Annotated in this window: 17 protein-coding genes; 10 read left to right on the top strand and 7 right to left on the bottom strand. The window is 48.6% G+C overall.

What is annotated here, in order from left to right; translation table 11 throughout:
- Positions 1-24 precede the first annotated feature (24 nt).
- Entirely contained in the window at positions 25-1,422 is a 1,398-nt protein-coding gene (gene atpD / locus HMPREF2700_RS10090) for a F0F1 ATP synthase subunit beta (RefSeq protein ID WP_063076780.1), read from the top strand.
- A gap of 10 nt (positions 1,423-1,432) precedes the next feature.
- Positions 1,433-1,858 (top strand): F0F1 ATP synthase subunit epsilon, encoded by a 426-nt coding sequence (locus tag HMPREF2700_RS10085; protein WP_070591882.1) that lies wholly within the window; start codon positions 1,433-1,435, stop codon positions 1,856-1,858.
- A 372-nt stretch (positions 1,859-2,230) separates the two neighbouring features.
- Here HMPREF2700_RS10085 and HMPREF2700_RS10080 read toward each other — a convergent pair whose 3' ends face one another.
- The 5 genes from HMPREF2700_RS10080 to HMPREF2700_RS10060 all read right to left on the bottom strand — a co-directional run bounded on the left by HMPREF2700_RS10080 (position 2,231) and on the right by HMPREF2700_RS10060 (position 7,051).
- Positions 2,231-3,943 carry a flotillin family protein gene (locus HMPREF2700_RS10080; protein ID WP_070591881.1) on the bottom strand — a complete coding sequence of 571 codons (1,713 nt, stop codon included), beginning with the start codon at positions 3,941-3,943 and terminating at the stop codon, positions 2,231-2,233.
- 205 nt (positions 3,944-4,148) lie between these two features.
- Positions 4,149-4,895 (bottom strand): hypothetical protein, encoded by a 747-nt coding sequence (locus HMPREF2700_RS10075; protein ID WP_070591879.1) that lies wholly within the window; start codon positions 4,893-4,895, stop codon positions 4,149-4,151.
- 53 nt (positions 4,896-4,948) lie between these two features.
- The gene (locus HMPREF2700_RS10070) at positions 4,949-5,614 is read right to left on the bottom strand and encodes a YqiJ family protein (protein WP_070591877.1); all 666 of its coding nucleotides are present in this window, start codon (positions 5,612-5,614) and stop codon (positions 4,949-4,951) included.
- Positions 5,615-5,828: 214 nt separating this feature from the next.
- Positions 5,829-6,497 carry a PspA/IM30 family protein gene (locus HMPREF2700_RS10065; protein ID WP_063076784.1) on the bottom strand — a complete coding sequence of 223 codons (669 nt, stop codon included), beginning with the start codon at positions 6,495-6,497 and terminating at the stop codon, positions 5,829-5,831.
- Positions 6,498-6,550: 53 nt separating this feature from the next.
- Positions 6,551-7,051: a hypothetical protein gene (locus tag HMPREF2700_RS10060; RefSeq protein ID WP_063076785.1), complete on the bottom strand. Its 501-nt coding sequence runs from the start codon at positions 7,049-7,051 to the stop codon at positions 6,551-6,553.
- A 180-nt stretch (positions 7,052-7,231) separates the two neighbouring features.
- Here HMPREF2700_RS10060 and polA point away from each other — a divergent pair, with 180 nt between their 5' ends.
- From polA to HMPREF2700_RS10030, 6 genes are all read left to right on the top strand, one after another.
- On the top strand, positions 7,232-10,027 hold the full coding sequence (gene polA, locus HMPREF2700_RS10055; RefSeq protein WP_070591876.1) for a DNA polymerase I: 2,796 nt from the start codon (positions 7,232-7,234) through the stop codon (positions 10,025-10,027).
- A gap of 1 nt (position 10,028) precedes the next feature.
- Positions 10,029-11,453: an MFS transporter gene (locus HMPREF2700_RS10050; RefSeq protein ID WP_070591874.1), complete on the top strand. Its 1,425-nt coding sequence runs from the start codon at positions 10,029-10,031 to the stop codon at positions 11,451-11,453.
- Positions 11,454-11,674: 221 nt separating this feature from the next.
- Positions 11,675-12,643 (top strand): SEL1-like repeat protein, encoded by a 969-nt coding sequence (locus tag HMPREF2700_RS10045; protein WP_070591872.1) that lies wholly within the window; start codon positions 11,675-11,677, stop codon positions 12,641-12,643.
- Positions 12,644-12,850: 207 nt separating this feature from the next.
- Complete coding sequence (locus tag HMPREF2700_RS10040; protein WP_141745853.1) at positions 12,851-16,138, top strand: DUF2339 domain-containing protein; 3,288 nt, start codon at positions 12,851-12,853, stop codon at positions 16,136-16,138.
- A 260-nt stretch (positions 16,139-16,398) separates the two neighbouring features.
- The gene (locus tag HMPREF2700_RS10035) at positions 16,399-16,779 is read left to right on the top strand and encodes a putative zinc-binding protein (RefSeq protein ID WP_003748129.1); all 381 of its coding nucleotides are present in this window, start codon (positions 16,399-16,401) and stop codon (positions 16,777-16,779) included.
- Between the two features lie 487 nt (positions 16,780-17,266).
- On the top strand, positions 17,267-18,067 hold the full coding sequence (locus HMPREF2700_RS10030; protein ID WP_003748132.1) for a sulfite exporter TauE/SafE family protein: 801 nt from the start codon (positions 17,267-17,269) through the stop codon (positions 18,065-18,067).
- Positions 18,068-18,135: 68 nt separating this feature from the next.
- On the opposite strand, the gene uvrD is transcribed toward HMPREF2700_RS10030, so the two are convergent.
- Both uvrD and gap read right to left on the bottom strand, forming a co-directional pair.
- Entirely contained in the window at positions 18,136-20,343 is a 2,208-nt protein-coding gene (gene uvrD / locus HMPREF2700_RS10025) for a DNA helicase II (RefSeq protein ID WP_070591869.1), read from the bottom strand.
- A 100-nt stretch (positions 20,344-20,443) separates the two neighbouring features.
- On the bottom strand, positions 20,444-21,472 hold the full coding sequence (gene gap, locus HMPREF2700_RS10020) for a type I glyceraldehyde-3-phosphate dehydrogenase (protein WP_003682614.1): 1,029 nt from the start codon (positions 21,470-21,472) through the stop codon (positions 20,444-20,446).
- Between the two features lie 776 nt (positions 21,473-22,248).
- Here gap and HMPREF2700_RS10015 point away from each other — a divergent pair.
- Together HMPREF2700_RS10015 and HMPREF2700_RS11540 are read left to right on the top strand one after the other, a co-directional pair.
- Complete coding sequence (locus HMPREF2700_RS10015) at positions 22,249-23,784, top strand: sodium-dependent transporter (protein WP_083303988.1); 1,536 nt, start codon at positions 22,249-22,251, stop codon at positions 23,782-23,784.
- Positions 23,784-23,876, top strand: a complete 93-nt coding sequence (locus tag HMPREF2700_RS11540) for a methionine/alanine import family NSS transporter small subunit (RefSeq protein WP_036472778.1) — start codon at positions 23,784-23,786, stop codon at positions 23,874-23,876. Before HMPREF2700_RS10015 ends, HMPREF2700_RS11540 begins: the two co-directional genes overlap by 1 nt.
- The last annotated feature ends 22 nt before the right edge of the window (positions 23,877-23,898 follow it).

Here is a 23,898-nt window from a genome sequence, read left to right as displayed (position 1 = left end):
TGAACAGGAAATTAGGATACGATAATGAGCCAAGGCAAAATCGTACAAGTTATTGGTGCGGTGGTTGACGTGGAATTCCCACGCGACGCTATCCCGCATGTTTACGATGCCCTGAAATTGGACGAGAACGGTCTGACTCTGGAAGTTCAACAGCTTCTGGGTGACGGCGTTGTCCGTACTATTGCAATGGGTAGTTCAGACGGCCTGAAACGCGGCATGTCTGTAAGCAATACTGGTGCGCCAATCACTGTGCCGGTAGGTAAAGGTACATTGGGTCGTATTGTCGACGTATTGGGTACGCCTGTTGATGAAGCAGGTCCGATCGATACCGACAAGAGCCGTGCCATTCACCAAACTGCTCCGAAATTCGACGAGTTGTCTTCAACTACTGAATTGTTGGAAACCGGTATTAAAGTGATCGACTTGCTGTGTCCGTTTGCTAAGGGCGGTAAAGTAGGTCTGTTCGGTGGTGCCGGTGTGGGCAAAACCGTGAACATGATGGAATTGATCAACAATATCGCCAAAGCGCACAGCGGTCTGTCCGTGTTCGCAGGTGTGGGTGAACGTACCCGTGAGGGTAACGACTTCTACCACGAGATGAAAGATTCCAACGTATTGGATAAAGTAGCCATGGTGTATGGCCAAATGAACGAACCTCCAGGCAACCGTCTGCGCGTTGCTTTGACCGGTTTGACTATGGCCGAATACTTCCGTGACGAAAAAGACGAAAACGGTAAAGGTCGCGACGTATTGTTCTTCGTTGACAACATCTACCGTTACACTCTGGCCGGTACCGAAGTATCTGCACTGTTGGGCCGTATGCCTTCTGCAGTGGGTTACCAACCGACATTGGCTGAAGAAATGGGTCGTTTGCAAGAGCGTATTACCTCTACCCAAACCGGTTCTATTACTTCCATCCAAGCCGTATATGTACCTGCGGATGACTTAACTGACCCGTCTCCAGCGACAACTTTCGCCCACTTGGACGCAACCGTCGTATTGAGCCGTGATATTGCATCTTTGGGTATTTACCCGGCAGTTGACCCGCTTGACTCTACTTCACGCCAATTGGATCCGATGGTATTGGGTCAAGAGCACTACGACGTAGCGCGCGGTGTACAGTCTACTCTGCAAAAATACAAAGAATTGCGCGACATTATTGCCATTCTGGGTATGGACGAATTGTCTGACGAAGACAAACTGACTGTGATGCGTGCCCGTAAAATCCAACGCTTCCTGTCTCAACCGTTCCACGTTGCCGAAGTATTTACCGGTTCTCCAGGCAAATACGTTCCATTGCGTGACACCATCGCCGGCTTTAAAGCCATCTTGAACGGCGAATACGACCATCTGCCTGAACAAGCGTTCTACATGGTAGGTGGCATTGAAGAAGCGGCTGAGAAAGCGAAAACCTTAAACTAAGGAGGCCGGCATGAGCACCATGCAAGTTGAAGTGGTTAGTAGCGAGCAAAACATTTATTCGGGCGAGGCCAGCTTTGTGGTGGTTCCGACCGTTCAAGGTGAGCTTGGTATTTATCCACGACACGAGCCGATTATGAGTTTGGTACGCCCCGGCGCATTGCGTTTGACTGTTCCGGGTGAAACTGAAGAAGTGCTGGTTGCCGTTTCCGGTGGCGTTTTAGAAGTGCAGCCTGACAAGATTACCGTATTGGCAGACGTTGCCGTCCGCAGTACAGAAATGGATCAGGCGCGTGCTGAAGCAGCTAAAAAAGCAGCCGAAACAGGTGTTTCTGAAGCCAGAGACGAAAAATCTTTGGCCGAAGCGCACAAAGCATTGGCAGCCGCCATTGCCCAGCTGAAAACTTTGGATTACCTTCGTTCGCAAAAAAACAAGTAATGTGGGTTCATCAAGAAAAAGCACAACGAAATGTTGTGCTTTTTTATTTTCGCGAAGATAAGTAGCTTGATATTAAAATACCGATAGACGAGTAGATGGCAAGCTTGAAATCGAAACGGTAGAATCAGTTTTTATGACTCAATTGTTGGCGAATCATTTTCAAAGTAGTTAGTCTTGTTATTTGGCTAAGAATGGCCCACTCAATCTTTTTTAACCACAAAAAGCAGGGTGGATAATTCCTAATTTATTGCAACCGCAACAGATCTGAATTGATCAGTATTGAAAATATTAGAATTTGCGGAAGCTCTTGTATAAACAAAAGGCCGTCTGAAACTTTTCAGACGGCCTTTAAATCATTATTACGGCATTCGTTTATGATTGGTCGATGGTTTTATCCAGTCCTTGGGTCAGACCGTTGATGTCGCCACCATTCAGTCCCAACTCTTTCAAGAGACCGTCAACCAACGGAGCTTGGCTGCGGTAGCGCAGGGCGCTGTTGACCATTTGGTCTGCAAGGCTGGCTTGTGTGGCTTGGCCGTCTGAAACACCTTCCGCACCGTTTGCACCACCGGCAAAGCCACCCAGACCATTGACTTGCAAGATTTTGATGTCTTCGATTTTTTCCATTGGGCGGACGGATTCGCGGATGATGTCAGGCAGATGTTTCAAGAGGGCAAGGCGGACTTGCATTTCAACCTGTTCAACGCTCAGGACGTTGGCAGCTTCATTCACAGCGCGGGTACCTTCTGCATCAACTTTGTATTGTTGCTCTTGCGCTTGTGCCAACAGAATTTTGGCATCGGCCTCACCTTTGGCTTGCAGGCGGTGTTTTTCGGCTTCGGCTTCGGCGGCGATACGCACGGCTTCAGCGCGGTCTTGTGCGGCTTGTTTTTCTGCTTCAGCGGCAACAGTGAGTGAAATCGCGTCTTTTTGCGCGGCTTCTTCGGCGGCAATCAATTCCACCGCTTTGGCACGCTCGGCGCGTTCGGTTTCGCGTACGGTAATCACGCTCTCTTCTTCGCGAACGGCGGCGGCGCGAGCTTTGTCGGCTTCGGCTTTGGCTTCAGATTCGGCACGCGATTTTTCGGCGACGGCGATGGCGCGGTCTTGTTCGGCAAGCTCGATGGCTTTGCGACGCTCGACCTCCGCCTGCTCGACGGCTTGGGCTTTGCGGATGTCTTCGTTTTTAATGTCGCGTTCGGCGGCGATGCGTTTCAAATCCACTTCGCGTTCGGCGGCGATTTTGGCTTCTTCCGCCTCGCGTTTTTTCTGCGCTTCCTGCTCGGCGATGCTGGCTTCCTGTTCGGCGCGGCGTACGGCGATTTCGCGTTCTTGTTCGAGTTTGGCGTATTCTTCTTCGCGCGAGATTTTCAGGCGTTGCTGCTCGGCTTCGAGATTTTTGGTTTTAATCGCCAAATCGGTGTCTTGTTCGATTTCATTGCGTTTTTTGCGGCGGCCTTCGATGGTTTCGGTCAGTTTGGTCAGACCTTCTGCGTCAAAAGCGTTTTGCGGGTTGAAAAATTCGAAGCTGGTTTGGTCGAGGCCGGTCAGGGAAACGGTTTCGAGTTCGAGGCCGTTTTTAAACAAGTCTTCGCTCACGACTTGTTGCACTTTCTGAACGAAATCAACACGTTTTTCGTGCAGCTCTTCCATCGCCATTTCGGCGGCGACGGCGCGCAGGGCATCGACGAATTTACCTTCGACAAGGTCTTTCAATTCGTCGGGCGACATGGTTTTCATACCCAGCGTTTGTGCGGCGGTGGCAATGCTTTCTGCGCTGGGTTTGACGCGGACGTAAAACTCTGCCATCACATCGACGCGCATCCGGTCGCGGGTAATCAACGCCTGCTGCGCCGCGCGGCGCACTTCGAGGCGCAATGTGTTCATGTTGACGGGGATGATTTCGTGCAGCACGGGCAGCACCATCGCTCCGCCGTTCATGATGACTTTTTCGCCGCCAAAACCGGTACGGACGAAGGAGACTTCTTTGCTGGCGCGGCGGTACAGGCGGGTGAGGATGAGGCCGAGTACGAACAGCGCGACGAGTATGACGCCGGCGATGATGCCGATGGAAACTAAGTTCATGGGTTTTCCTTTCTTGTTGTCGATATACCCTTGAGGGGCGTGGGTTCAGACGGTTTTTTTAGGGTTTGGGGTCGTCTGAAAAAGTTAAAAATTTGGGGTTTTAAAGGTAGGTCGGATTCTTGAATCCGACAATTTCGGTTATGTGCAATACGGCTGAAGCGGAACAATTCGTCGGATTCAAGAATCCGACTACCAAACTGAAAAGTTAAAATTCTTGATTTTCGGCTTCAGCTTCTTCCACTTCAGATACCTCGGTTTCAGACTTATTTGTTATTGTGGATAATGAATCTGATTCCTTAAGCATTTCATCTTGCAGCTTCATAAATTTCTCAGCCATGCGAACATTCATCCCAAATGACATAAAAATTATGGCATTTATTGCAAAAATAACTGAAGCTATAGTTAAAAATATTGCTACCCCAAATTTACTTCTAGCATAATACTCTATTGCATTTAACATAACATAAAATGCAACTGTACCAAAGAACGCATATATCAAAAGCCATAAAGTTAATTGAAATTTCCTTTTTATTGAACTATCTGCAGACTTTCTATAATCAAATCTTTTAGATTCTTTTGAATATTTAAGATAATAGAATCCTGAAGAAAAATATTTTAGAGTCTGACTCGGGTTATTCATACTCAAACAATAAGTAATCTCATCTGAATTAAATCTTCTTTCTCCGGAAATTAAGGCATAACCTTTTTCAATTAAAAAAGGATGTGGCTTCTTATTACTATTTTTTGCCTCCTCTATTAAATGTATTAATTCTTTTGCTTGTTCATATTCTTCTTTTCTTTTTGAGAATTTATTTGAAAACTTGAATCCTGAAAACAATTTTCGCAATATGGGATAAATAAATATTGATACTACAGCGGCAATTTCAGACATCCTGCTTAGCGGATCTCCCGAAAAAATATTTTTAATATCCTCAATTAAATTAATATCCATAAACACTCCCAATCATTACATAATCCCATCGGTCTCTATATGTTCAGACGGCCTTAGTCAACCAAGCTGCCGTTCGGATTTAAAATCGCCTTAAATGTATTTCCGTCCAACGACACCAGCAATACCGCATCGCCTTGTTTCAATACATTATCAGAGTCAGGCTCTACCATCACATAATGCTGTTGGCCGTAAGCATCTTTCACGCGCACCTGAGCCGCATTGCCTACCCGAGCTTCGCCCAACACCACCGTGCCGACACGGCCGATTAAACTTTCCTGTGAAACGGCAGTGGTTTCATCTTTCGGCATAATTTTGTACAAACCGCTAGCCGTTATGCGCACCAAGGGCAGGGAAAGAAACCAAACGATGACTGCTGCCAGCGTGCCATTCAGATAACTGCCGAATACAGTGGCAAAAGCCGTCTGAAACAGATAACCCGTCAATCCGTATACGGCAAGAAATACCACCATCAACATCAACACCGGTATACGTCCGACATACAGCCAGCTCAGGAAGCGCACGAATATGCCTGCGTCCGCCACATCCAATCCGACCTCGGCGTGCGCGGTTTCGGTCAGACTGTCGGGCAACAGGTTGTCCAACCAGTCGCTGATACCGCCTGCCAGCATGGAAATGACTTCCAACACACCGAGCAAAACCATCAGCGCAATGGCAATACCGAAGATTTCAGTTTCGGGAGCGTTGATTAAATTCCACATATTGCATTTCCTTATTTTTTTAATTTTCAGACGGCATATATTTTATTTTAAAGTTAAGCCGATTGGATATGGGTATTTTTATTAATTTGTCGTAACTGACAGGATTTTTCCCAATTCGGCATCTTTTTGTTATTGAGGTTTGTATGGTTTTCTTTTTTTCAGGCGGCCCCGTGAAGATAGAGGCCGTCTGAAACTGCGATTTTCTCACTATGGCTTATGATTTGGCTTTCAATGCCGCCAATCTTTCGGCAATGCGGTTGTTGCGGCTTAAGTCTTCCAGTTCTTTCAGTTTGGCCAACTGCGCCGCATCGGTGCTGCTGTGTACCGAGTTTTGGCGACCCATCACACGGTCGAAGGCATTGCCGCTTTTTTCGGCATCACGGGCAATGCGGTTGAGGTCGCTGCCGTTGCCACCGGCTGTTTTGCCTGTACCCATGCTTTGCTGTGCGGCACGCCAGTCTTGCAATTGCTGCTGCATCTCGCGTTTTTTCGCCTGCAGGGCGGCGATAAAGCCTTCGAGCTCTTTTTCTTGTGCGGCACAATCGGCAATGGTGTTTTCCAAGATGGGCAGACGCGCTTCGATGTCCATCTGTTCGGCGATACCCGCTTCGGCAAGGTCATCGCGACCGGCATCTACAGCGGCTTGCAGATTGGCATCGATGGCTTCGTGGCGGTTGCTTTCATCGGCCATTTTCTTAGCGGCAAGGTGTTTCTGCGCCAACACTTTGCCCAACTCAGCACGCACTTCATCTACTGCGCGCTCGATTTCACGGATGCTTTCGTTCATTACCGCTTCAGGCGCGAGGTTTTCCGCCGCATCAATCAGGGCATGAAAACCGCCACTCACCAGACGGCCTACTCGGCGGGATAGGGTTTCGCTCATTTGGATTTTCCTTTCACTAAAATGTGTTTGTTTCATTTGGTATGGTGGCAGCCTTAAACTTCATTTGCCTGCTGCACAATCTTTGCCAGTTTCAAAGTGTTTTCAAGCTGTTGCAATACCGTATCGTCGTATGCAGCGCCTTTGCCGGTTACGGCGAGTTGCAAGATGCTGTCCGTGAGGCGGACGATGCGCCACATCAGTTCGCGCTCGTATTTTTTCAAATCATCGAGGTCGGCTTCTTCGGGCAGGTCGGCGGCGAGTGTTGCGCCCAAGTCGGGAAGCTGTTCAAACAAGCGTGCCACGATATGTGAATGCACTCCGGCCTGCTTTTCTGCGTGCAAGATTTCGTGTTTTGCTGCTTGGAAAAATTGCTCCTGCGCCGTCAGCGCGGAGCCGTAATCGCGTGTCTGCGTATGCGCCAAGCGCGCCAGCTTGAGCAATTCGCGGATTTTTTCAGACGGCGTATTCGCACCTTCGATTTTGAGTTCGGCAATAAAATCAGCATCTTCCTGAGTGATGCGCACACTAATTGGGATACGGTTCGTTGCATTCATATTCGTTTGCTTTGGTTTGTATTCATTTGAATACAAATATACAAGATGGGATTCTTAGGCGCAATACCTGAAACCGTATATTTATGTAAACATCAGGTCGTCTGAAACTTGATTTTCGGTTTTCAGACGGCCTTTTCCTTTATAATCCGTACATTATTTCATATACACAGCAGGTTCTCCATGTCCAACAAACCCACACTCCTTCTCGTTGACGGCTCTTCTTATCTTTACCGCGCCTATCATGCCATGGGGCAGAATTTGTCCGCGCCCGACGGTGCGCCGACGGGGGCGATGTATGGCGTGTTGAACATGCTGCGCCGGCTGCGTGCGGATTATGTGCACGACTATTGCGCGGTGGTGTTTGATGCGAAGGGCAAAAATTTTCGCCACGAGATGTTTCCCGACTATAAGGCGACGCGCCCGCCGATGCCGGACGATTTGCGCCCACAGGCGGAAGCCTTGCCGGATTTGGTGCGGCTGATGGGCTGGCCGGTGCTGGTCATTCCGCAAGTCGAAGCGGACGACGTTATCGGCACTTTGGCTAAGATGGCTAGCGAAGCAGGGTGGAACGTGGTGGTGTCCACCGGCGATAAGGACATGGCGCAGTTGGTGAACGAGCGCGTGACGCTGGTGAACACGATGAGTGGCGAAACGCTGGATATTGAAGGCGTGAAGGAAAAATTCGGCGTACGTCCCGACCAAATCCGCGATTATCTTGCACTGATGGGCGACAAGGTGGACAACGTGCCGGGTGTGGAGAAATGCGGCCCGAAAACGGCGGTGAAGTGGTTGGAGGCCTATGGCTCGCTGGCTGGTGTGATGGAACACGCTGCGGAAATCAAAGGCAAGGTGGGCGAAAACCTGCAAGCCGCTTTGGGACAACTACCGCTGTCGTATGATTTGGTAACGATTAAAACCGATGTGGATTTGCACACCGAGCTTTCAGACGGCCTTGAAAGCCTGCGCCGCACTACGCCTAAATGGGCGCAGCTGGTTGTCGATTTCAAACGCTGGGGCTTCCGCACTTGGCTGAAAGAGGCAGAAAGCCGTATGCACGAAGCGGCTGACGGCGATTTGTTCGGCAGCGATACGATAGGCGAACAGGCGGCGTTGGATATGGAAACGTCGTCTGAAAGGCTACCTGAAAAAGCCGTTGCCCCCGAAAAGCTGGATTATCAAGCCGTTACCACCGAAGCGCAGTTTGCCGTCTTGTTGGACAAACTGTCGCAGGCGGACACCATCGGCATCGATACGGAAACCACGTCCCTAGACGCGATGAACGCCTCGCTGGTCGGCATCAGCATTGCGTTCCAAGCAGGCGAGGCGGTTTACATCCCCGTAGGACACAGCCTGACCGCCGCGCCCGAACAGCTTGATTTGCAAGATGTATTAGGCCGTCTGAAACCGCATTTGGAAAACCCCGCCCTGAAAAAAATCGGGCAAAACCTCAAATACGACCAACACGTTTTCGCCAACTACGACATCGCCCTGAACGGCATTGCCGGCGATTCCATGCTCGCTTCCTACATCATCGAGAGCCATCTCGGACACGGCTTGGACGAATTGTCCGAACGCTGGCTCGGCTTGGAAACCATTACTTACGAATCGTTGTGCGGCAAAGGCGCGAAGCAAATCAGTTTTGCCGATGTCGCCATCGGGCAGGCGACCGAGTACGCCGCCCAAGACGCCGATTTCGCCCTGCGTCTCGAAGCGCACTTGCGTGCTCAAATGGACGCCAAACAGCTTGAAATGTATGAAAAAATGGAGCTGCCCGTCGCGCAGGTATTGTTTGAAATGGAAAGCAACGGCGTACAAATCGACCGCGCCGAACTCGCCCGCCAAAGCGCAGAACTCGGCGCAGAGCTGATGAAGCTCGAACAAGAAGCCTACGCCGCCGCAGGCCAACCGTTCAACCTCAACTCGCCCAAACAGCTTCAAGAAATCCTGTTCGACAAAATGGGCATTCCAACAAAAGGACTGAAAAAAACCGCCAAAGGTGGCATTTCCACCAACGAAGCCGTGCTCGAACAGCTCGCGCCCGACTACCCCCTGCCCAAAATCATCCTGCAAAACCGCAGCCTGGCGAAACTCAAATCCACCTACACCGACAAACTGCCCGAAATGATTTCCCCCAAAGACGGCCGCGTGCATACCACCTACGCCCAAGCCGTCGCCATCACCGGCCGCCTCGCCAGCAACAACCCCAACCTGCAAAACATCCCCATCCGCACCGCCGAAGGCCGCCGCGTACGCCGCGCCTTCACCGCACCGCAAGGCAGCGTCATCGTTTCCGCCGACTACTCCCAAATCGAGCTGCGCATCATGGCACACCTTTCCGGTGACAAAACCCTCATCGCCGCGTTCCAAAACGGCGAAGACGTACACCGCCGCACCGCCGCCGAAGTATTCGGCATCGCCCCCGAAAACGTCTCGCCCGAACAACGCCGCTACGCCAAAACCATCAACTTCGGCCTCATTTACGGCATGGGCCAATACGGCCTCGCCAAATCGCTGGGCATAGACAACCTGTCCGCCAAAACCTTCATCGACCGCTACTTCGCCCGCTACCCCGGCGTTGCCGAATACATGCAGCGCACCAAAGAACAAGCCGCCGCCCAAGGCTTCGTCGAAACCCTGTTCGGCCGCCGCCTCTACCTGCCCGACATCCGCAACAAAAACGCCAACGCCCGCGCCGGAGCCGAACGCGCCGCCATCAACGCCCCCATGCAAGGCACCGCCTCCGACCTCATCAAACGCGCCATGATAGACGTGTCCCGTTGGTTGTATTCCGATGGCCTGAAAACCAAACTGATTATGCAGGTGCATGACGAACTGGTGTTGGAAGTCCCCAAAACCGAACTGGATTTAGTCAAAGAAAAACTGCCGCAGATTATGGCAAAAGTGGACGAAGGGATGTTGAACGTGCCGCTGGTGGCTGAGGTTGGCGTGGGGATGAATTGGGAAGAGGCGCATTGAGATGAATGATGCATTGAAAAATATTGATACATACATCAAGTTTTATGAAGCAATCAAATCAATTCAATCTGATATTAAAAAACTTAAAGATGATAGAATTAATTTGGATAGTAGAATTATTGCTATTAAAATAGATAATTTAAAGAAAGGTATTTCAGATATTCAAAGGAACACCTATAATAAGGGGTTAAAATATGACATTTATCAATGTAAAAAACATTTAAATCAAAATTTAAATAAAATTTTGATTATATGCAAGTTAGCTAATAGACTTGGTAAAAAAGAATATTTTTCATATCTAGTTGAAAAAGAAATTTATAGTATTCAACAAAATTTCGTTTTTATAGATGAAGAATTATTAGAATCCATTAAAATCAGTTCAACCTATAAAGAAATTAAGAAAAAGATATCGGATATTCAAAGTAATGTCAGCTTAAAATTCTTACGGGACGAGCTAGACTGTTTGGTAAGAAATTTAAATGAAATATCTAAATCTGAAGAATTGTTAAATGATAAAACCAATTTGGAGAAGATTTATTTTTATGCCACAATATTTTTAGCAAGTCTTCCTATACTATCGGTGTTAGGTTTTCTATTCTTACTTATATATCTTTTCAGAATAAACTCATCTATATTTTTTACAGCTATCTTAGCGGATAGTGGAATTAATGGGATCTTATTTTTTGCTGCAGTCGTTTTCTTCTTTGGGGTAACGCTACTTCTCTTACCTTATGCCGTTATTTTCACACAAAATAATAAATCTAATGTGTTTGACAAATTTATAACCACAGTATTAATTATAATATCTTTATTTTTTTCGTGGATAGGATTTTGGAGTATCTCTACTGTTTTTGGGGCATTTATTACTGCCATATGTTGGACAGGTGTGGTCTTGTTAGTTAGATATGGATACAAAAGGAAAGGAATCAGAAGAGGAGACTCAAAAGCTACTGTTGCTACCATATTAATCATGCCGATTTTATTAGTGGTAGTGGCATTGATTTCATCTTCAATACTACAACTTTCTGGTTCGTCTGTTGGGTTAAGATTAGAAAATATATTCCGAATAATAGGCTTTGTCCAAAAGGATTATTCATGGTTTAAAGTCAATAAACCTTATTTTGAGCGTACAGGGTTGAAGCTTTCTAATTTAAAAATAAAGGAAGAAAAATTTACCAATGATTATTCAAAACTGACTTTGGATCGTAACGAAAATGATGTATTCCTTTATGGAAAATTATGGATAAATGCGAATAATCTGAAAATTTTATGTCCTCCTTCAAAAATAGAACTGCAAGAAAAAGAGGATGGTACAAAAACATATACGCCAATGGATATTAAAGCAGAGGAAGTGGATAAAAAATGTCTTGTCTTTCAAGCCGATGATTTACAAAGCATAATGGGGTTTGTTGAGCAGTCTAACTAGTAAGCTGCAGCCTGAATCCACTGACTAACTACTTGGATAGCACGCGGCACTTTAAACCTAAAACATATCCAAGGTCGTCTGAAAGCCTTTAAAGGTTTTCAGACGACGCTATATTCAGCATTACTAGATTTTAAGAATTTGATTTAATGGCAGCCGCTATTTCAATGGGTGTAATTAAAAAATAGTTAAAATAAAAAAATGAATAAGACTGGGAATATAAGATGAAATTGTTACTCGCTTGTTTTTTAATAGCTATCGCGATTTTTCTTTTCAGGCTTATGAGGCGAAGTACGGCTAAGGAATATGCTCCTGTCGATACTCCTGATCCTATTCAAGCTATTACTCAGTTGGCAGAAGAAGGAAATGTCCAGGCTCAATATGAATTAGCTGGGTTATGTTGTAATAAAGAGCCTAAAGATTATCGAAAGGCAGTGCATTGGTATATGAAAGCGGCAGAGCAGGGGCATCTTGATGCGCAATACCTTTTGATAAAGGAGTATTCTAGTTTTTTGACCAATCAGGATTATGAGCAGTTGAAACAGTGGCTGCATGTGAAGGCAGAGGAGGGTATTGTCCAAGCTAAATTCTATTTGGGTGAGCTGTATTTCCAACTGTCAGATTATGAGCAGGCATTGTATTGGTATCGTTTGGCTGGTAATCAGGGATATGGTCCTGCTATGTGCCGATTGGGGCAGATGTATGAGAATGGAACGGGTGTTGCGCAAGACTATAAACAGGCAGAAGAATGGTTTATTAAAGGTGGGCCATATGGTGATGCTCAGTGGCATCTGTTGACGATGTATGAGCATATGGCAAATGAAGGAGATATAGAGGCTCAATACAAATTAGGTTTTCAGTATCGATACGGTGGAAGTGTAGATCAATGGGATCCTTCTTTTGGTATTGATTATAAGCAGGCACTGTCTTTGTTTCGTAAATCGGCGGAACAAGGACATGCCGATGCTCAGTTTCAATTGGCTCAGATGTACAATGATGGGGTAGGCGTGACGCAAAATGATGTGTTGGCGATTTATTGGTATCGTAAAGCAGCAGAGCAGGGAATTGCATCGGCTCAGTTTTGTTTGGGCACTAAGTATAAACTCGGCCAAGGTTTTCAACAGGATGACACGCTGGCTCAGGAATGGTTTGAGAAGGCTTATAGTAACGGGTATCCTCGTGAGGAGTCTTAAGTTTCAATAAATAGTTGCTCAATTAACCTGACAATATTATTAGGCCGTCTGAAAATCTCTAAACATTTTCAGACGGCCTTTTTATGCCGATTCTCTATATTCTATTTGCCGTATGCTTTTATTATCAGCCTTTTATCTCTTTTTTTCATAAATAATGTTGCCGGTGTTACAATCGGCATATTCTTATTGTTATCAAACAGGTGTTTTATGCAGTTTTTCGGCCTGCTTATTCCTATTATTATCGGCTATTTTGCTGATGAGATGTTCACCGGCGTGATTATTGGGTCGTTGTTTTGGCTGGTTGCTTGGTCAATCGCCAAACAACGCCAAGAAGAGCGTCTGGCTGAATCTGCTACGGCAGGCGATAGAATGCAAAAGCTGGAGCAGGAAATCGAGCTGCTGAAACAGCGTTTGTCGGTGTTGGAGCATGAAGCTGTCCGTGATGAGGCGAAGGTAGGGCAGGGGCTTGAGGCTCGGCCTGTTGCCGATATTCAGACGGCCTCTGAGCCGCTTCATGTTCGGGTTGAGCCTGAGGCGGAAGCTGCGCCTGTTAAGCAGAAGATTGAAGAGGCGTTTGCTCCTTCTTTTTCTATACCTATTGATCCTGTTTCTGCCAAGGCTTCTGCTTCGCCTGAGCCTGTTGTGGAATCGGAAGTTATCGAGGCGGTTGCTCCGGTTGCTGCTGAACAAGAAGAGCTGCCTAAGGAAGAGGCTGTTGTTGCTTCGATGCCGTCTGAAAGCGAAGAAGCGCCATCGCGTCAATTCGTTATCCATAAAGAACAGGCGGAAGGCGGAGAGTACAAGTTTTCCGACAATCCGGTTGTTGCTTGGTTCTTGCGCGGCAATCCGCTGTTGAAAACCGGTATTGTGGTGCTGTTCCTCGGCTTGGCGTTTTTGTTGCGCTATGCCTCCGAGCGGGTTCATGTGCCGGTGGAGCTGCGTTATCTGACGGTGGCTGGCGCGGGCTTGGCGGCGGTAGTCGGCGGTTGGAAGCTGCAAAGCCGTAAGCGTGAATATGGCTTGGTGTTGCAGGGTTTCGGCGTGGCGGTGATGTATTTGACGGCGTTGGCGGCGTTGAAACTGCATCCGCTGTTGCCTGTGTCGGTCGTGTTCGGGTTGATGGTGGCGATGGTTGTGCTGATGGCGTGGCTGGCGGTAAGGCAGAATGCGCAGATTATGGCGCAGGTTGCTTTAATCGGCGGTATGGCCGCGCCTTTGTTGACTTCAGACGGCAGCGGCAATTATTTGGTGCTGTTTTCTTATCTTGCCCTGCTCAATGGCGGTGTGGCCGCGATTGCGTGGTTTAAGGCATGGCGTCCGCTGAACCTGACGGGCTTTGCCGCTACTTTTGCCATTGCCGCGCTGTGGGGCATGCGAAGTTATACGCCGCAACATTTCGCCACTACCGAGCCTTTCCTGATTTACCACTGGCTGCTCTATACCTTTATCGCGTATCTGTTCGCACGCCGTAAGCTAACGGAAAACAGCGAAGACAGTGTTACGCCGATTGCCGACAATGCGACTTTGGAGGAGATGGGCAACAGCATTTATACACATGGCCTGCGTGTGCATGTCCTCGACCATACTTTATTGTTTGGCACGATGGCGGCGGCGTTCGGCCTGCAATACCGCATGGTGGAGCATTGGCCGTCTGCGGATGCGCTTTCCGCATTGGGTTTTGCCACTGTGTACGGACTGGCCGCGCTGCTGAAACGTCAGCAGGGTTTGTATATTTTGCGTCAGGCGTTTTTTGCATTGGCGGTGTTGTTCCTCACGATTGCCGTTCCGCTTTATTTTGAACCGAGCAATACAGTCATTTTGTGGAGTGCTGAATCCGCATTGGTTTATTTCTTCGGTCTGCGCCAACAGCGTCCGCATATCCGTTTGGGTGCGCTGATGGTTTATCTCTTGGCGACGCTGATTCAGCTGGGCAATTATCAGGGATTCGGCACGGATACCGTTCTGGAAGGGCAGTGGTTTACAACGGTTGTGGTGTTGCTTGGCGGAGCAGCGATTTACTTGCTGTGGTATTTCTCGCGTCGCGAAGGTTCGGCGCAATGGGAAAAATCCGTTCAGACGGCCGTGTTGTCTGCCGCCTTGCTGTACATCTCTATTTTGCCTTTGCTCTTCTTGGCCGACCGCGGCAGCATTGTTGCGCTTTCCGCTTTGGCGGCGGCGTGGGCATTCTGCCGGCGCAAACACGAGCCGAATGTGTTTATCACTTTTGTCTTGGGCAATGTATTGTTTGCTCTGTTATTGCAAAGCAACATTATTTATGAATCCAAAGGCTTTCTGACCCATCTGTACCTTATTGCCGCTACGCCTTTGCTGTTTACGGCTGCCTACGCGCTGCAATATCCGCGCGTGCCGGTTGCAAGCGAAAAGCCGGAAGGAAACGAGGTTTATTTTGCGCAGGTTTCAGGCTGGATCATCCTGCTTACTGCGTTGGCAACAGGCAGCTACGCCCTTTATATGCAATGGACAGGCGAGGAAACCCTGTTTATCGAGTTGTGGATGTGGCCGATATTTGCCGGCTTACTGCTGTTTGCCAAACGTTTGAAATGGGAAGAGCTGTTGCAGGCAAACTTGGCATTCCTGCCCGTGTTTGCCCTGCATTTCGTCTTCTATCATACCGAACACGCATGGACAGCCGCCGCAGCCTTGCCGCTTGTGGCCGCCACCGTGTTGAACTTCATTATTTTGAACAACTATCCTCGCCCTGATCTGATTTGGTTGCACAAACTCAATATCACGATACTTGGCGTACTTTGGACGCTTTGGACCGCGCTGTATGTCGGCGGCCTTCTCTCCGGCGTTTGGTCGCAGCTCTCATGGCTTGTCGTGCCTTTGGCGATGTGGATTGTTCTCCATACGCAGCGCCAGCGCGAATTTTTCAGACGGCATCAAGCCATTTATCAGCATTTTGCTATGCCGTTGTGCGCCCTTGTCGCTGCCTGTTGGATGCTGTGGACCAACTTCTCCACGCCGTTCCAACCTTCGCCGTTGCCGTATATTCCCGGGCTTAACCCATTGGAACTTGCCAGCGCCGGCATGCTTTGGTTTGCCCTGAAATCTCTGCCCGAAGCCTTACCGCCCGACCTTCGCCGTACCACGGCAACCACAGTTTCCGCCTTGGCATTTATGCTGATCAGCGCAGGCGTGATGCGCGTATGGCATTTCTACGACGGCATCACTTGGCGTCTTGACATCATGCTCCAATCCTTCGGCCTGCAAGCCAGCCTCTCCGTTGTTTGGGCGGTAACCGCCATCATCTTGATGGTACTCGGCAACCGCCGCAAACAGCGCTCCTACTGGATGACAGGCGCGACGCTGATGGGCATCGTGGTTGTCAAACTCTTCCTGATCGAGCTTTCCAACAGCGGCGGTATCGCGCGCATCGTCTCCTTCATCATCGTCGGCCTGTTGCTGCTTCTGGTCGGCTGGTTTGCCCCCGTTCCGCCCAAAGCAGAGAATGATGGCGAACCTAAAGCCTAATCATTAACTTCAAATAAAAAGGCCGTCTGAAAAAGCAGCGTTATCTGTTTTCAGACGGCCTTTATTTTTTAGAAGGTGCCATCTGCTTTGTTCTAGAATGTCTAATCGTATTGAGTTATGATGCCTTTTAATATATAAATGGATAAGCCGTAGGCCGTCTGAAAAAAGAAAACGGGTCTGCATACCACGCATGATGCGCCCGACAGATTGACTATGGATGGCAATATAAAGATAAAAACCGCTACCGAAGGAAATAGAAAATGCCTAACCGCAATGAACTTCCCTTAATTTATTCTTGTTCCGGATGTTCCGATGTGGCGCAGCTGGCCAACAACACAGCCGTGGCGCTTGACCATGCCGGAGAATTTGAAATGTCGTGCATTTCCGGCGTAGGCGGCAAAGTCGCGCCGTTGGTACGCAAAGCGCAGTCCGGACGGCCGATGTTGGTTATTGACGGCTGTCATCTGCATTGCGCTAAATCGTGTTTGGAAAATGTGGGCGTTGAAATCCCGGAAGGGCATCATGTGAAACTATACGAACTGGGCTACAAAAAACGCTTTGGCAAAAGCTATGACGAGGCTACGGTAGAAGAAGTTTATCAATATGTTTTGACGAAGAAGGGCGATGTATTGAGCAGTTAACGACTTTTATTTGCCTGATTGTCCCCAGAATATCGGTTGAGAATCTAAACCATGGGACTGTAAGTTTTACATATACATGATTTGGAACGTGAGACAATAAAAATTTTAGGCCGTCTGAAAACCTATTTAATTTTCAGACGGCCTTATCTTTTTTAAAAGTTGTATAGAGTATATGATCTGCAATCTGCCTTATCTTAGCATGCTTCAAACGATTTTCTTAAATAAGAATTTTCTTGATTAAATTAACTAACTCATAGTATATTTTTACATAAATTAATATTGTTGACAAAATCGACAATATTAATCACATATTAAAAATTTCTTTAGTTATTATTATATGTATTTAAGATTGCGAGGAGGGTGTGGAGTCTGAAGTACGTTACCCGACACATTGAGTTTAGGGTGTTTGGGATAACTATTTCTCAGATGTTTCGTGCAAACACCAAATGCATACAAAAATTTAAATTTAATCAAGAGGAAACAATCCATGGAACAATTATTTATTCCCGGCAGCATTATTGCCGATTATTTTTATCTCGGCCTTTTCTTGCTGGTTGCCGCGTCTTTAATTGCGGGTTACGTTGATGCTATTGCGGGCGGAGCTGGGCTGATTTTGATTCCCGCATTTTTGATGGTAGGTTTACCGCCGCAGGTCGCGTTGGCACAGGAAAAATTGGTGAGTACCATCGGTACGGTGGCTGCGATTAAAAACTTTATGAAGAGCAGTTCGATCGTATGGCATATTGTGCCGGTTGGTATTGTTGCGGCTTTAATTGGGGCATTTGTCGGTGCAAAAGTCATTTTGATTCTTCCGGTGGAAACCATCAATTACATTATTCTTGCGTTTTTGCCCATAGGCTTGCTGGCAACTTTGTTCAAAGGCGTTTTGCTGAAAAAAGAAGACGAGCGTGGCGAGATAAAAAAATCCGTTATCGCCGTATTTTTAACTTGTCTGATTGTTGGTTTTTATGATGGTTTTTTCGGACCGGGCACGGGCAGTATTTTCATCATTGCTTTGTTTGTCATTAACAAATTGTCGTTGTTGCAGGCTTCGGCTACTTCCAAGATTTTCAATTTTGCTTCTAATATCGGGGCATTTGTTGCTTTCTTGATAGCAGGGAAAATGGCGTTCCTAATCGGAATCCCGATGATTTTGGCAAATTTGTTGGGTAACCATTTTGGCAGCCTCCATGCTATCAATTCAAACGGGGAAGTTATTCGTAAGGTTTTGGTCGTAACGGTTTTGCTGATTATCGTTTCAATGGCATATAAGGCTTTTTCGGCTTAATAGGTAGATGTTAAAAGGTCGTCTGAAAAATGTTCAGACGGCCTTTATCATTCCAAGCATTCTAATTTCTACATCTCTTCCAATTTCGCAAACTTGGTATCCAGCTCTTTTACACCCTGTTTGCCGAAGTTGATGGTCAGTCGGGCGGATTCGCCTTTGTCCACGGCATCGATGATGACGCCGGTGCCGAATTTGGCGTGGCGGACGTTTTGGCCGATGCGGAAGCCTGCGTAGGTTTGCGGCTGTTTGAAGTCTTCAATGATTTTGTCTTTGAACGTGGCGGTTTGGCGCGTGTTGCCGTAGCTGTCGTAGGCCGGTTTTTTGACCGACAGGTAGTGCAATACTTCGGGCGGGATTTCTTCGACGAAGCGGGAGACGATGCCGAATTGGGTTTGTCCGTGCAGCATGCGTTGTTGCGCCATGGTGATGTAGAGGCGTTTGCGGGCGCGGGTGATGGCGACGTACATGAGGCGGCGTTCTTCTTCGAGGCCGCCGCGTTCGGCAAGGCTCATTTCGCTGGGGAAGCGGCCTTCTTCCATGCCGGTGAGGAAGACGGCGTTAAATTCCAAGCCTTTGGAGGCGTGGACGGTCATGAGTTGGACGGCTTTTTCGCCTGCGCCTGCTTGGTTTTCGCCGGATTCGAGGGCGGCGTTGCTCAAGAAAGCGAGGATGGGGAAGGCGGGGTCGTCTGAAATGTTTTCAGGCAGGGTTTCAAAGTTGCTGTCTTCGGGTTTGAACTCGATGGCGGCGTTGACGAGTTCGTCTAAGTTGTCGAGGCGGTCTTGGTTGTCGCCTTTTTGGGTTTTGTAGTGTTCGGTCAGACCGCTGTCTTTGAGGATGCCGACGATGATTTCGGACAGGGGCATTTGTCCGACTTGGTTGCGCAGGGCTTCAATTAGGCGGACGAAGGCGGCAATTTTGGTGGCTTTTGCGCCGGCATTGCAGGCTGCCTGCCAGAGGGTGATGCCTTGTTCGTTTGAGGCCGTCTGAAGGTTTTCGATGGTACGTGCGCCGATGCCGCGCGGTGGGAAGTTGATGACGCGCAAGAGGGCGTTGTCGTCGTCGGGATTGACGGCGAGGCGCAGATAGGCGAGGGCGTGTTTGATTTCTTGGCGTTCGTAAAAGCGCAGGCCGCCGTAGATTTTGTAGGGGATGCCGCTGCGGAACAGGCTTTGTTCGATGACGCGCGATTGGGCGTTGCTGCGGTAGAGGACGGCGATTTCGTCCAAATCCCAGCCTTCGCGTTCGAGGGCTTTGGTTTCGTCCACGATGAATTGGGCTTCTTCGAGGTCGGTAAAGGCGGAGTAGTAGCGGATTTTGTCGCCTGCTTCGGCGTCGGTGCGCAGGTTTTTACCGAGGCGTTCGTCGTTGTTTTCGATGACGGCGTTAGCGGCGGCGAGGATGTTGCCGACGGAGCGGTAGTTTTGTTCGAGTTTGACGGGCGTGTCGATGTGGAATTCTTCCATTAGCGCGGTCATGTTGCCGACGTTTGCGCCGCGGAAACGGTAGATGCTTTGGTCGTCGTCGCCGACGGCAAAGACGGCGGCGTGGTTGCCGGCAATCAGTTTCAGCCAGGCGTATTGCAGCTTGTTGGTGTCTTGGAACTCGTCAACCAGAATGTGGTTGAAGCGGTTTTGGTAGTGTTGGCGCAGGATTTCGTTGTTTTGCAGCATTTCGTAGCTGCGGAGCATAAGCTCGGCAAAATCGACCACGCCTTCGCGTTGGCAGATTTTGTCGTATTCGGCGTAGCACTCAATCATGCGGCGTGTGTGCGGATCGGGCGCACTCAATACGGAAGCGCGCAAGCCGGATTCTTTTTGCGCGTTGATAAAGCCTTGCAGCGAACGGGGCGCGATGATTTCTTCGGCGATGTTGAGGCTTTTGAGCAGGCGTTTGATCAGGGAAAGCTGGTCGCCGCTGTCGAGGATTTGGAAGGAAGAGGGCAGGCCTGCGTCGCGGTGGTGCAGGCGCAAAAAGCGGTGGCAGAGGCCGTGGAATGTGCCGAGCCACATGGCGCGGACGTTGACGGGAATCATTGCGCCCAAACGGGTCTGCATTTCTTTGGCGGCTTTGTTGGTGAACGTTACCGCCATAATGCTGTGTACGCTGGCTTGTCCGCTTTGCAACAGCCAGGCGATGCGTGTGGTCAGCACGCGCGTTTTGCCGCTGCCTGCGCCTGCCAAAACGAGGGCGGATTGCGGCGGCCAGGTTACGGCAGAGAGTTGTTCGGGGTTTAAGCCTTGCAGGAGGTTGGGGGCGGATTCGTTGGAAAACATGAAGAGGCCGTCTGAAAATAAATGGGAATGCGATATTTTAAAGGAAATACAAAAGGCCGTCTGAAAAGATGTTTCAGACGGCCTTTGTGTTGGAAGCCGATTAGAACGGACGTACTTCCAAACCGAACATACGGCGCGCGGTGTTCAGCATTTGGCAGCTGAAGCCCCACTCGTTGTCGTACCATGCGAACACTTTAACCATTTTGCCTGCGGTTACTTTGGTCAGCGTAGAGTCAAATGTGCTGGCTTGGGTAGTGTGGTTGAAGTCCATGGAAACTAACGGCAGGGTATTGTAGGCCAATACGCCTTTCAGACGGCCTTCTTCGGAAGCGGCTTTCATCAGTGCGTTGATTTCTTCGGCAGAAGTGTCGCGGCCTGCTTGGAAGCTCAGGTCAACCAGGGAAACGTTGACGGTCGGTACGCGGATGGCGAGGCCGTCGAGTTTGCCTTTCAGGTCTGGCAATACCAAACCGACGGCTTTTGCAGCACCGGTTTTGGTCGGAATCATGTTTTCCACGCCGCTACGCGCACGGCGCAGGTCTTTGTGGCGTACGTCGGTTACGGTTTGGTCGTTGGTCAGCGCGTGGATGGTGGTCATCACGCCGTTTACGATGCCGATGTTTTCGTTCAATACTTTGGCAACAGGCGCCAGGCAGTTGGTGGTACAAGACGCGTTGGAGATAACGGTCATGTCGTCGGTAATCACGTCGTCGTTTACGCCGTAAACAATGGTTGCGTCAACGTCATCGCCGCCGGGAGCGGAAATCAGCACTTTTTTCGCGCCGCTTTCCAAGTGGATTTTGGCTTTCTCTTTGCTGGTGAACGCGCCGGTACATTCCATTACCAAGTCAACGCCCAATTCGCCCCATGGCAATTCGGCTGGGTTGCGGGTAGAGAAGTAAGGGATTTTTTTACCGTCAATGATGAGGTGTTTCTCATCGTGGGAAACTTCAGAGTTGAAGCGGCCGTGAACAGTGTCAAATTTGGTCAGGTGAGCATTGGTTTCGATGCTGCCGCTGGCATTGATGGCAACGATGTCGAGTTGGTCTTGCAGTTTGTAGTCAAAAATAGCGCGCACTACTTGGCGGCCGATACGGCCGTAGCCGTTGATGGCAACTTTGATACCCATGGCTTTTCCTCTTCTTTTGGGTTTGGGTTGTGGAGTGAATGGTGGCAATTATAGCAAAAATGTAGTGCTGTGTAATTAATGTTTTATTGAAATTTTTAGGTTTGATTATTTTTGATTGTAGATGATTAGAGTAGAAATACAGGTTTAAATTTAATGTTATTTAATATTTCTTGAAATTTTATTTTTTATTAACCATATTTTTAGTGTTTTATGCTCGTTTTAAATCATAGCAATGAAGAAAACGGGAAAAGGCGGATTGTTTTTGTTTATATTAAACAGAATGTGAGTGTGGCTTTTGATTACAATATACAACAGTGTAATTTTCAGACGGCCTAGGTTTAATCGAGCAAAAGTAAAAGGCCGTCTGAACATTTTTGATAACATGGAATTTAAATGACTTGGATTCCCGATTTTCCTTGCCGGATAAGGGGAAGGCGGTTTTTAGCAAAGGGGAAATGGTCGGAGCAAGAGAGGGAAAAACGGGGGGATTGGGCTGTGTTCGGGTGTTATATAAATAAGTGTATGAAGGTTTTAGTCGTAGTGTATGAAGATTTTGCTTGTGATTTAAATTCAATACTGACTTGCCAACAGTGTTAAATTTTTTTACGATAAGGTCAGATTATGTTTGCATGGTCATAAGCGGTGCATTCTCTATACCGGATATTATCCTTGTCCGAATATCTACTTTAACCGCCCGGCTTGCCCGGCCTGATTCCTAAATATATACGCGCAAGGCTGAACGGCCTTGGCGACACTCGATTTTTAAGAGGTTCATCGTGTCAAATTCTCAATCCAGCGAACGCGCGACGTTTAGCAGTCGCCGCGCCTTTATGTTTGCTGCCATCGGCTCGGCCGTGGGTTTAGGCAACATTTGGCGATTCCCTTACATCGCTTTCGACAACGGCGGCGGTGCTTTCGTCCTCCCTTACTTGGTTGCGCTGCTGACGGCAGGTATTCCGCTGTTGCTGCTCGACTACGCCATCGGCCACCGTTACCGCGGTTCGCCACCTTTGGCCTTCCGCCGCCTCGGCCGTTTGTTTGAGCCGATGGGTTGGTGGAACTTCCTGACCAACGTCATCATCTGTATCTACTACGCCGTGATTGTCGGTTGGGCGGCAAGCTATGCTTATTATTCTTTGACTTCGGCATGGGGTACGGATCCGCAGGCATTCTTCTTCAAAGACTTCCTGCAAATGGCTGATGCCAAAGACTTGGGCTTGGATTTTGTCGGTAAAGTTGCCGGCCCGCTGATTGCCGTCTGGGTGTTTACGCTGGCGATTATGGCTTTGGGCGTGCAAAAAGGTGTGGCCGGTGCGTCCACATTCTTCATGCCTTTGTTGGTGGTGATGTTCGTCATCATGGTGGGCATTGCGCTGACTCTGCCGGGCGCGGCAAAAGGTTTGGACGCTTTGTTTACGCCTGACTGGAGCCGATTGTCCGATCCGAAAGTCTGGGTAGCCGCATATGGCCAGATCTTTTTCTCGCTCTCCATCTGCTTCGGCATCATGATTACTTACTCTTCTTACCTGAAGAAAAAAACCGACTTGGGCGGTACAGGCTTGGTTGTCGGCTTTGCCAACAGCAGCTTTGAGTTGCTCGCCGGTATCGGCGTATTTGCCGCATTGGGCTTTATGGCTCAAGCTGCAGGCAAAGAAGTCAGCGAAGTGGCATCCAGCGGTATCGGTTTGGCGTTTATTGCGTTCCCAACCATCATCAACCAAGCGCCGATGGGCGCGTTGATCGGCGTGTTGTTCTTCGGCTCGCTGGTGTTTGCCGGTGTCACTTCCATGATTTCCATCGTTGAAGTGATTGTGGCCGCGATTCAAGACAAAATGAACCTCGGCCGTGTCAGCGCGACGCTGATTGCAGGCGTGCCAATGGCGATTATTTCCACCTTGCTGTTCGGTACGACCACCGGCCTGCCTGTGTTGGACGTATTGGACAAATTCATCAATACCTACGGCATTGTGGCTTCCGGTTTTCTTTACGTTTTGGCGATTGTTTTGTTGCGCAAACTGCCCGAACTGCGCAATCACTTGAACGCACTGTCTTCCATCCGTGTCGGCATTGTATGGACTGCCAGCGTGGTGGTAACTGTCGCCATGCTCGGCTATATGCTTTATCAAGATACCGCCGGCCTCTTACAAAAGAATTACAGCGGCTATCCTGACAGCTTCCTCAATATCTTCGGTTGGGGCATGGTGGGCGCTCTCTTGGTATTGTCTGTCCTGCTGTCGTTCTTGCCATGGAAACATGGTCAGAACTTCAATGTCAAAGACGAACATGAACACGAACGTGAAGGAGACGAATAATGAGTACTTCAGCTATTATTATGATGCTCGTCGCATTGATCGTCATTTGGGGCGGATTCATCGTCTCCGTCCTGCGCCTGCCTAAAGAATAAGGTTTGAGCAAATGAAAAGGCC

It is taken from the genome of Neisseria sp. HMSC068C04 (assembly GCF_001810105.1).
Lineage (GTDB): Bacteria > Pseudomonadota > Gammaproteobacteria > Burkholderiales > Neisseriaceae > Neisseria > Neisseria flavescens_B.
This window is presented reverse-complemented; position numbering and strand designations above follow the sequence as displayed.

Excerpts from the sequence above, each read along its gene's own strand:
- atpD (WP_063076780.1), top strand. The coding sequence starts at position 25 with ATGAGCCAAGGCAAAATCGTACAAGTTATTGGTGCGGTGGTTGACGTG.
- HMPREF2700_RS10085 (WP_070591882.1), top strand. The coding sequence starts at position 1,433 with ATGAGCACCATGCAAGTTGAAGTGGTTAGTAGCGAGCAAAACATTTAT.
- HMPREF2700_RS10080 (WP_070591881.1), bottom strand. The coding sequence starts at position 3,943 with ATGAACTTAGTTTCCATCGGCATCATCGCCGGCGTCATACTCGTCGCG.
- HMPREF2700_RS10075 (WP_070591879.1), bottom strand. The coding sequence starts at position 4,895 with ATGGATATTAATTTAATTGAGGATATTAAAAATATTTTTTCGGGAGAT.
- HMPREF2700_RS10070 (WP_070591877.1), bottom strand. The coding sequence starts at position 5,614 with ATGTGGAATTTAATCAACGCTCCCGAAACTGAAATCTTCGGTATTGCC.
- HMPREF2700_RS10065 (WP_063076784.1), bottom strand. The coding sequence starts at position 6,497 with ATGAGCGAAACCCTATCCCGCCGAGTAGGCCGTCTGGTGAGTGGCGGT.
- HMPREF2700_RS10060 (WP_063076785.1), bottom strand. The coding sequence starts at position 7,051 with ATGAATGCAACGAACCGTATCCCAATTAGTGTGCGCATCACTCAGGAA.
- polA (WP_070591876.1), top strand. The coding sequence starts at position 7,232 with ATGTCCAACAAACCCACACTCCTTCTCGTTGACGGCTCTTCTTATCTT.
- HMPREF2700_RS10050 (WP_070591874.1), top strand. The coding sequence starts at position 10,029 with ATGAATGATGCATTGAAAAATATTGATACATACATCAAGTTTTATGAA.
- HMPREF2700_RS10045 (WP_070591872.1), top strand. The coding sequence starts at position 11,675 with ATGAAATTGTTACTCGCTTGTTTTTTAATAGCTATCGCGATTTTTCTT.
- HMPREF2700_RS10040 (WP_141745853.1), top strand. The coding sequence starts at position 12,851 with ATGCAGTTTTTCGGCCTGCTTATTCCTATTATTATCGGCTATTTTGCT.
- HMPREF2700_RS10035 (WP_003748129.1), top strand. The coding sequence starts at position 16,399 with ATGCCTAACCGCAATGAACTTCCCTTAATTTATTCTTGTTCCGGATGT.
- HMPREF2700_RS10030 (WP_003748132.1), top strand. The coding sequence starts at position 17,267 with ATGGAACAATTATTTATTCCCGGCAGCATTATTGCCGATTATTTTTAT.
- uvrD (WP_070591869.1), bottom strand. The coding sequence starts at position 20,343 with ATGTTTTCCAACGAATCCGCCCCCAACCTCCTGCAAGGCTTAAACCCC.
- gap (WP_003682614.1), bottom strand. The coding sequence starts at position 21,472 with ATGGGTATCAAAGTTGCCATCAACGGCTACGGCCGTATCGGCCGCCAA.
- HMPREF2700_RS11540 (WP_036472778.1), top strand. The coding sequence starts at position 23,784 with ATGAGTACTTCAGCTATTATTATGATGCTCGTCGCATTGATCGTCATT.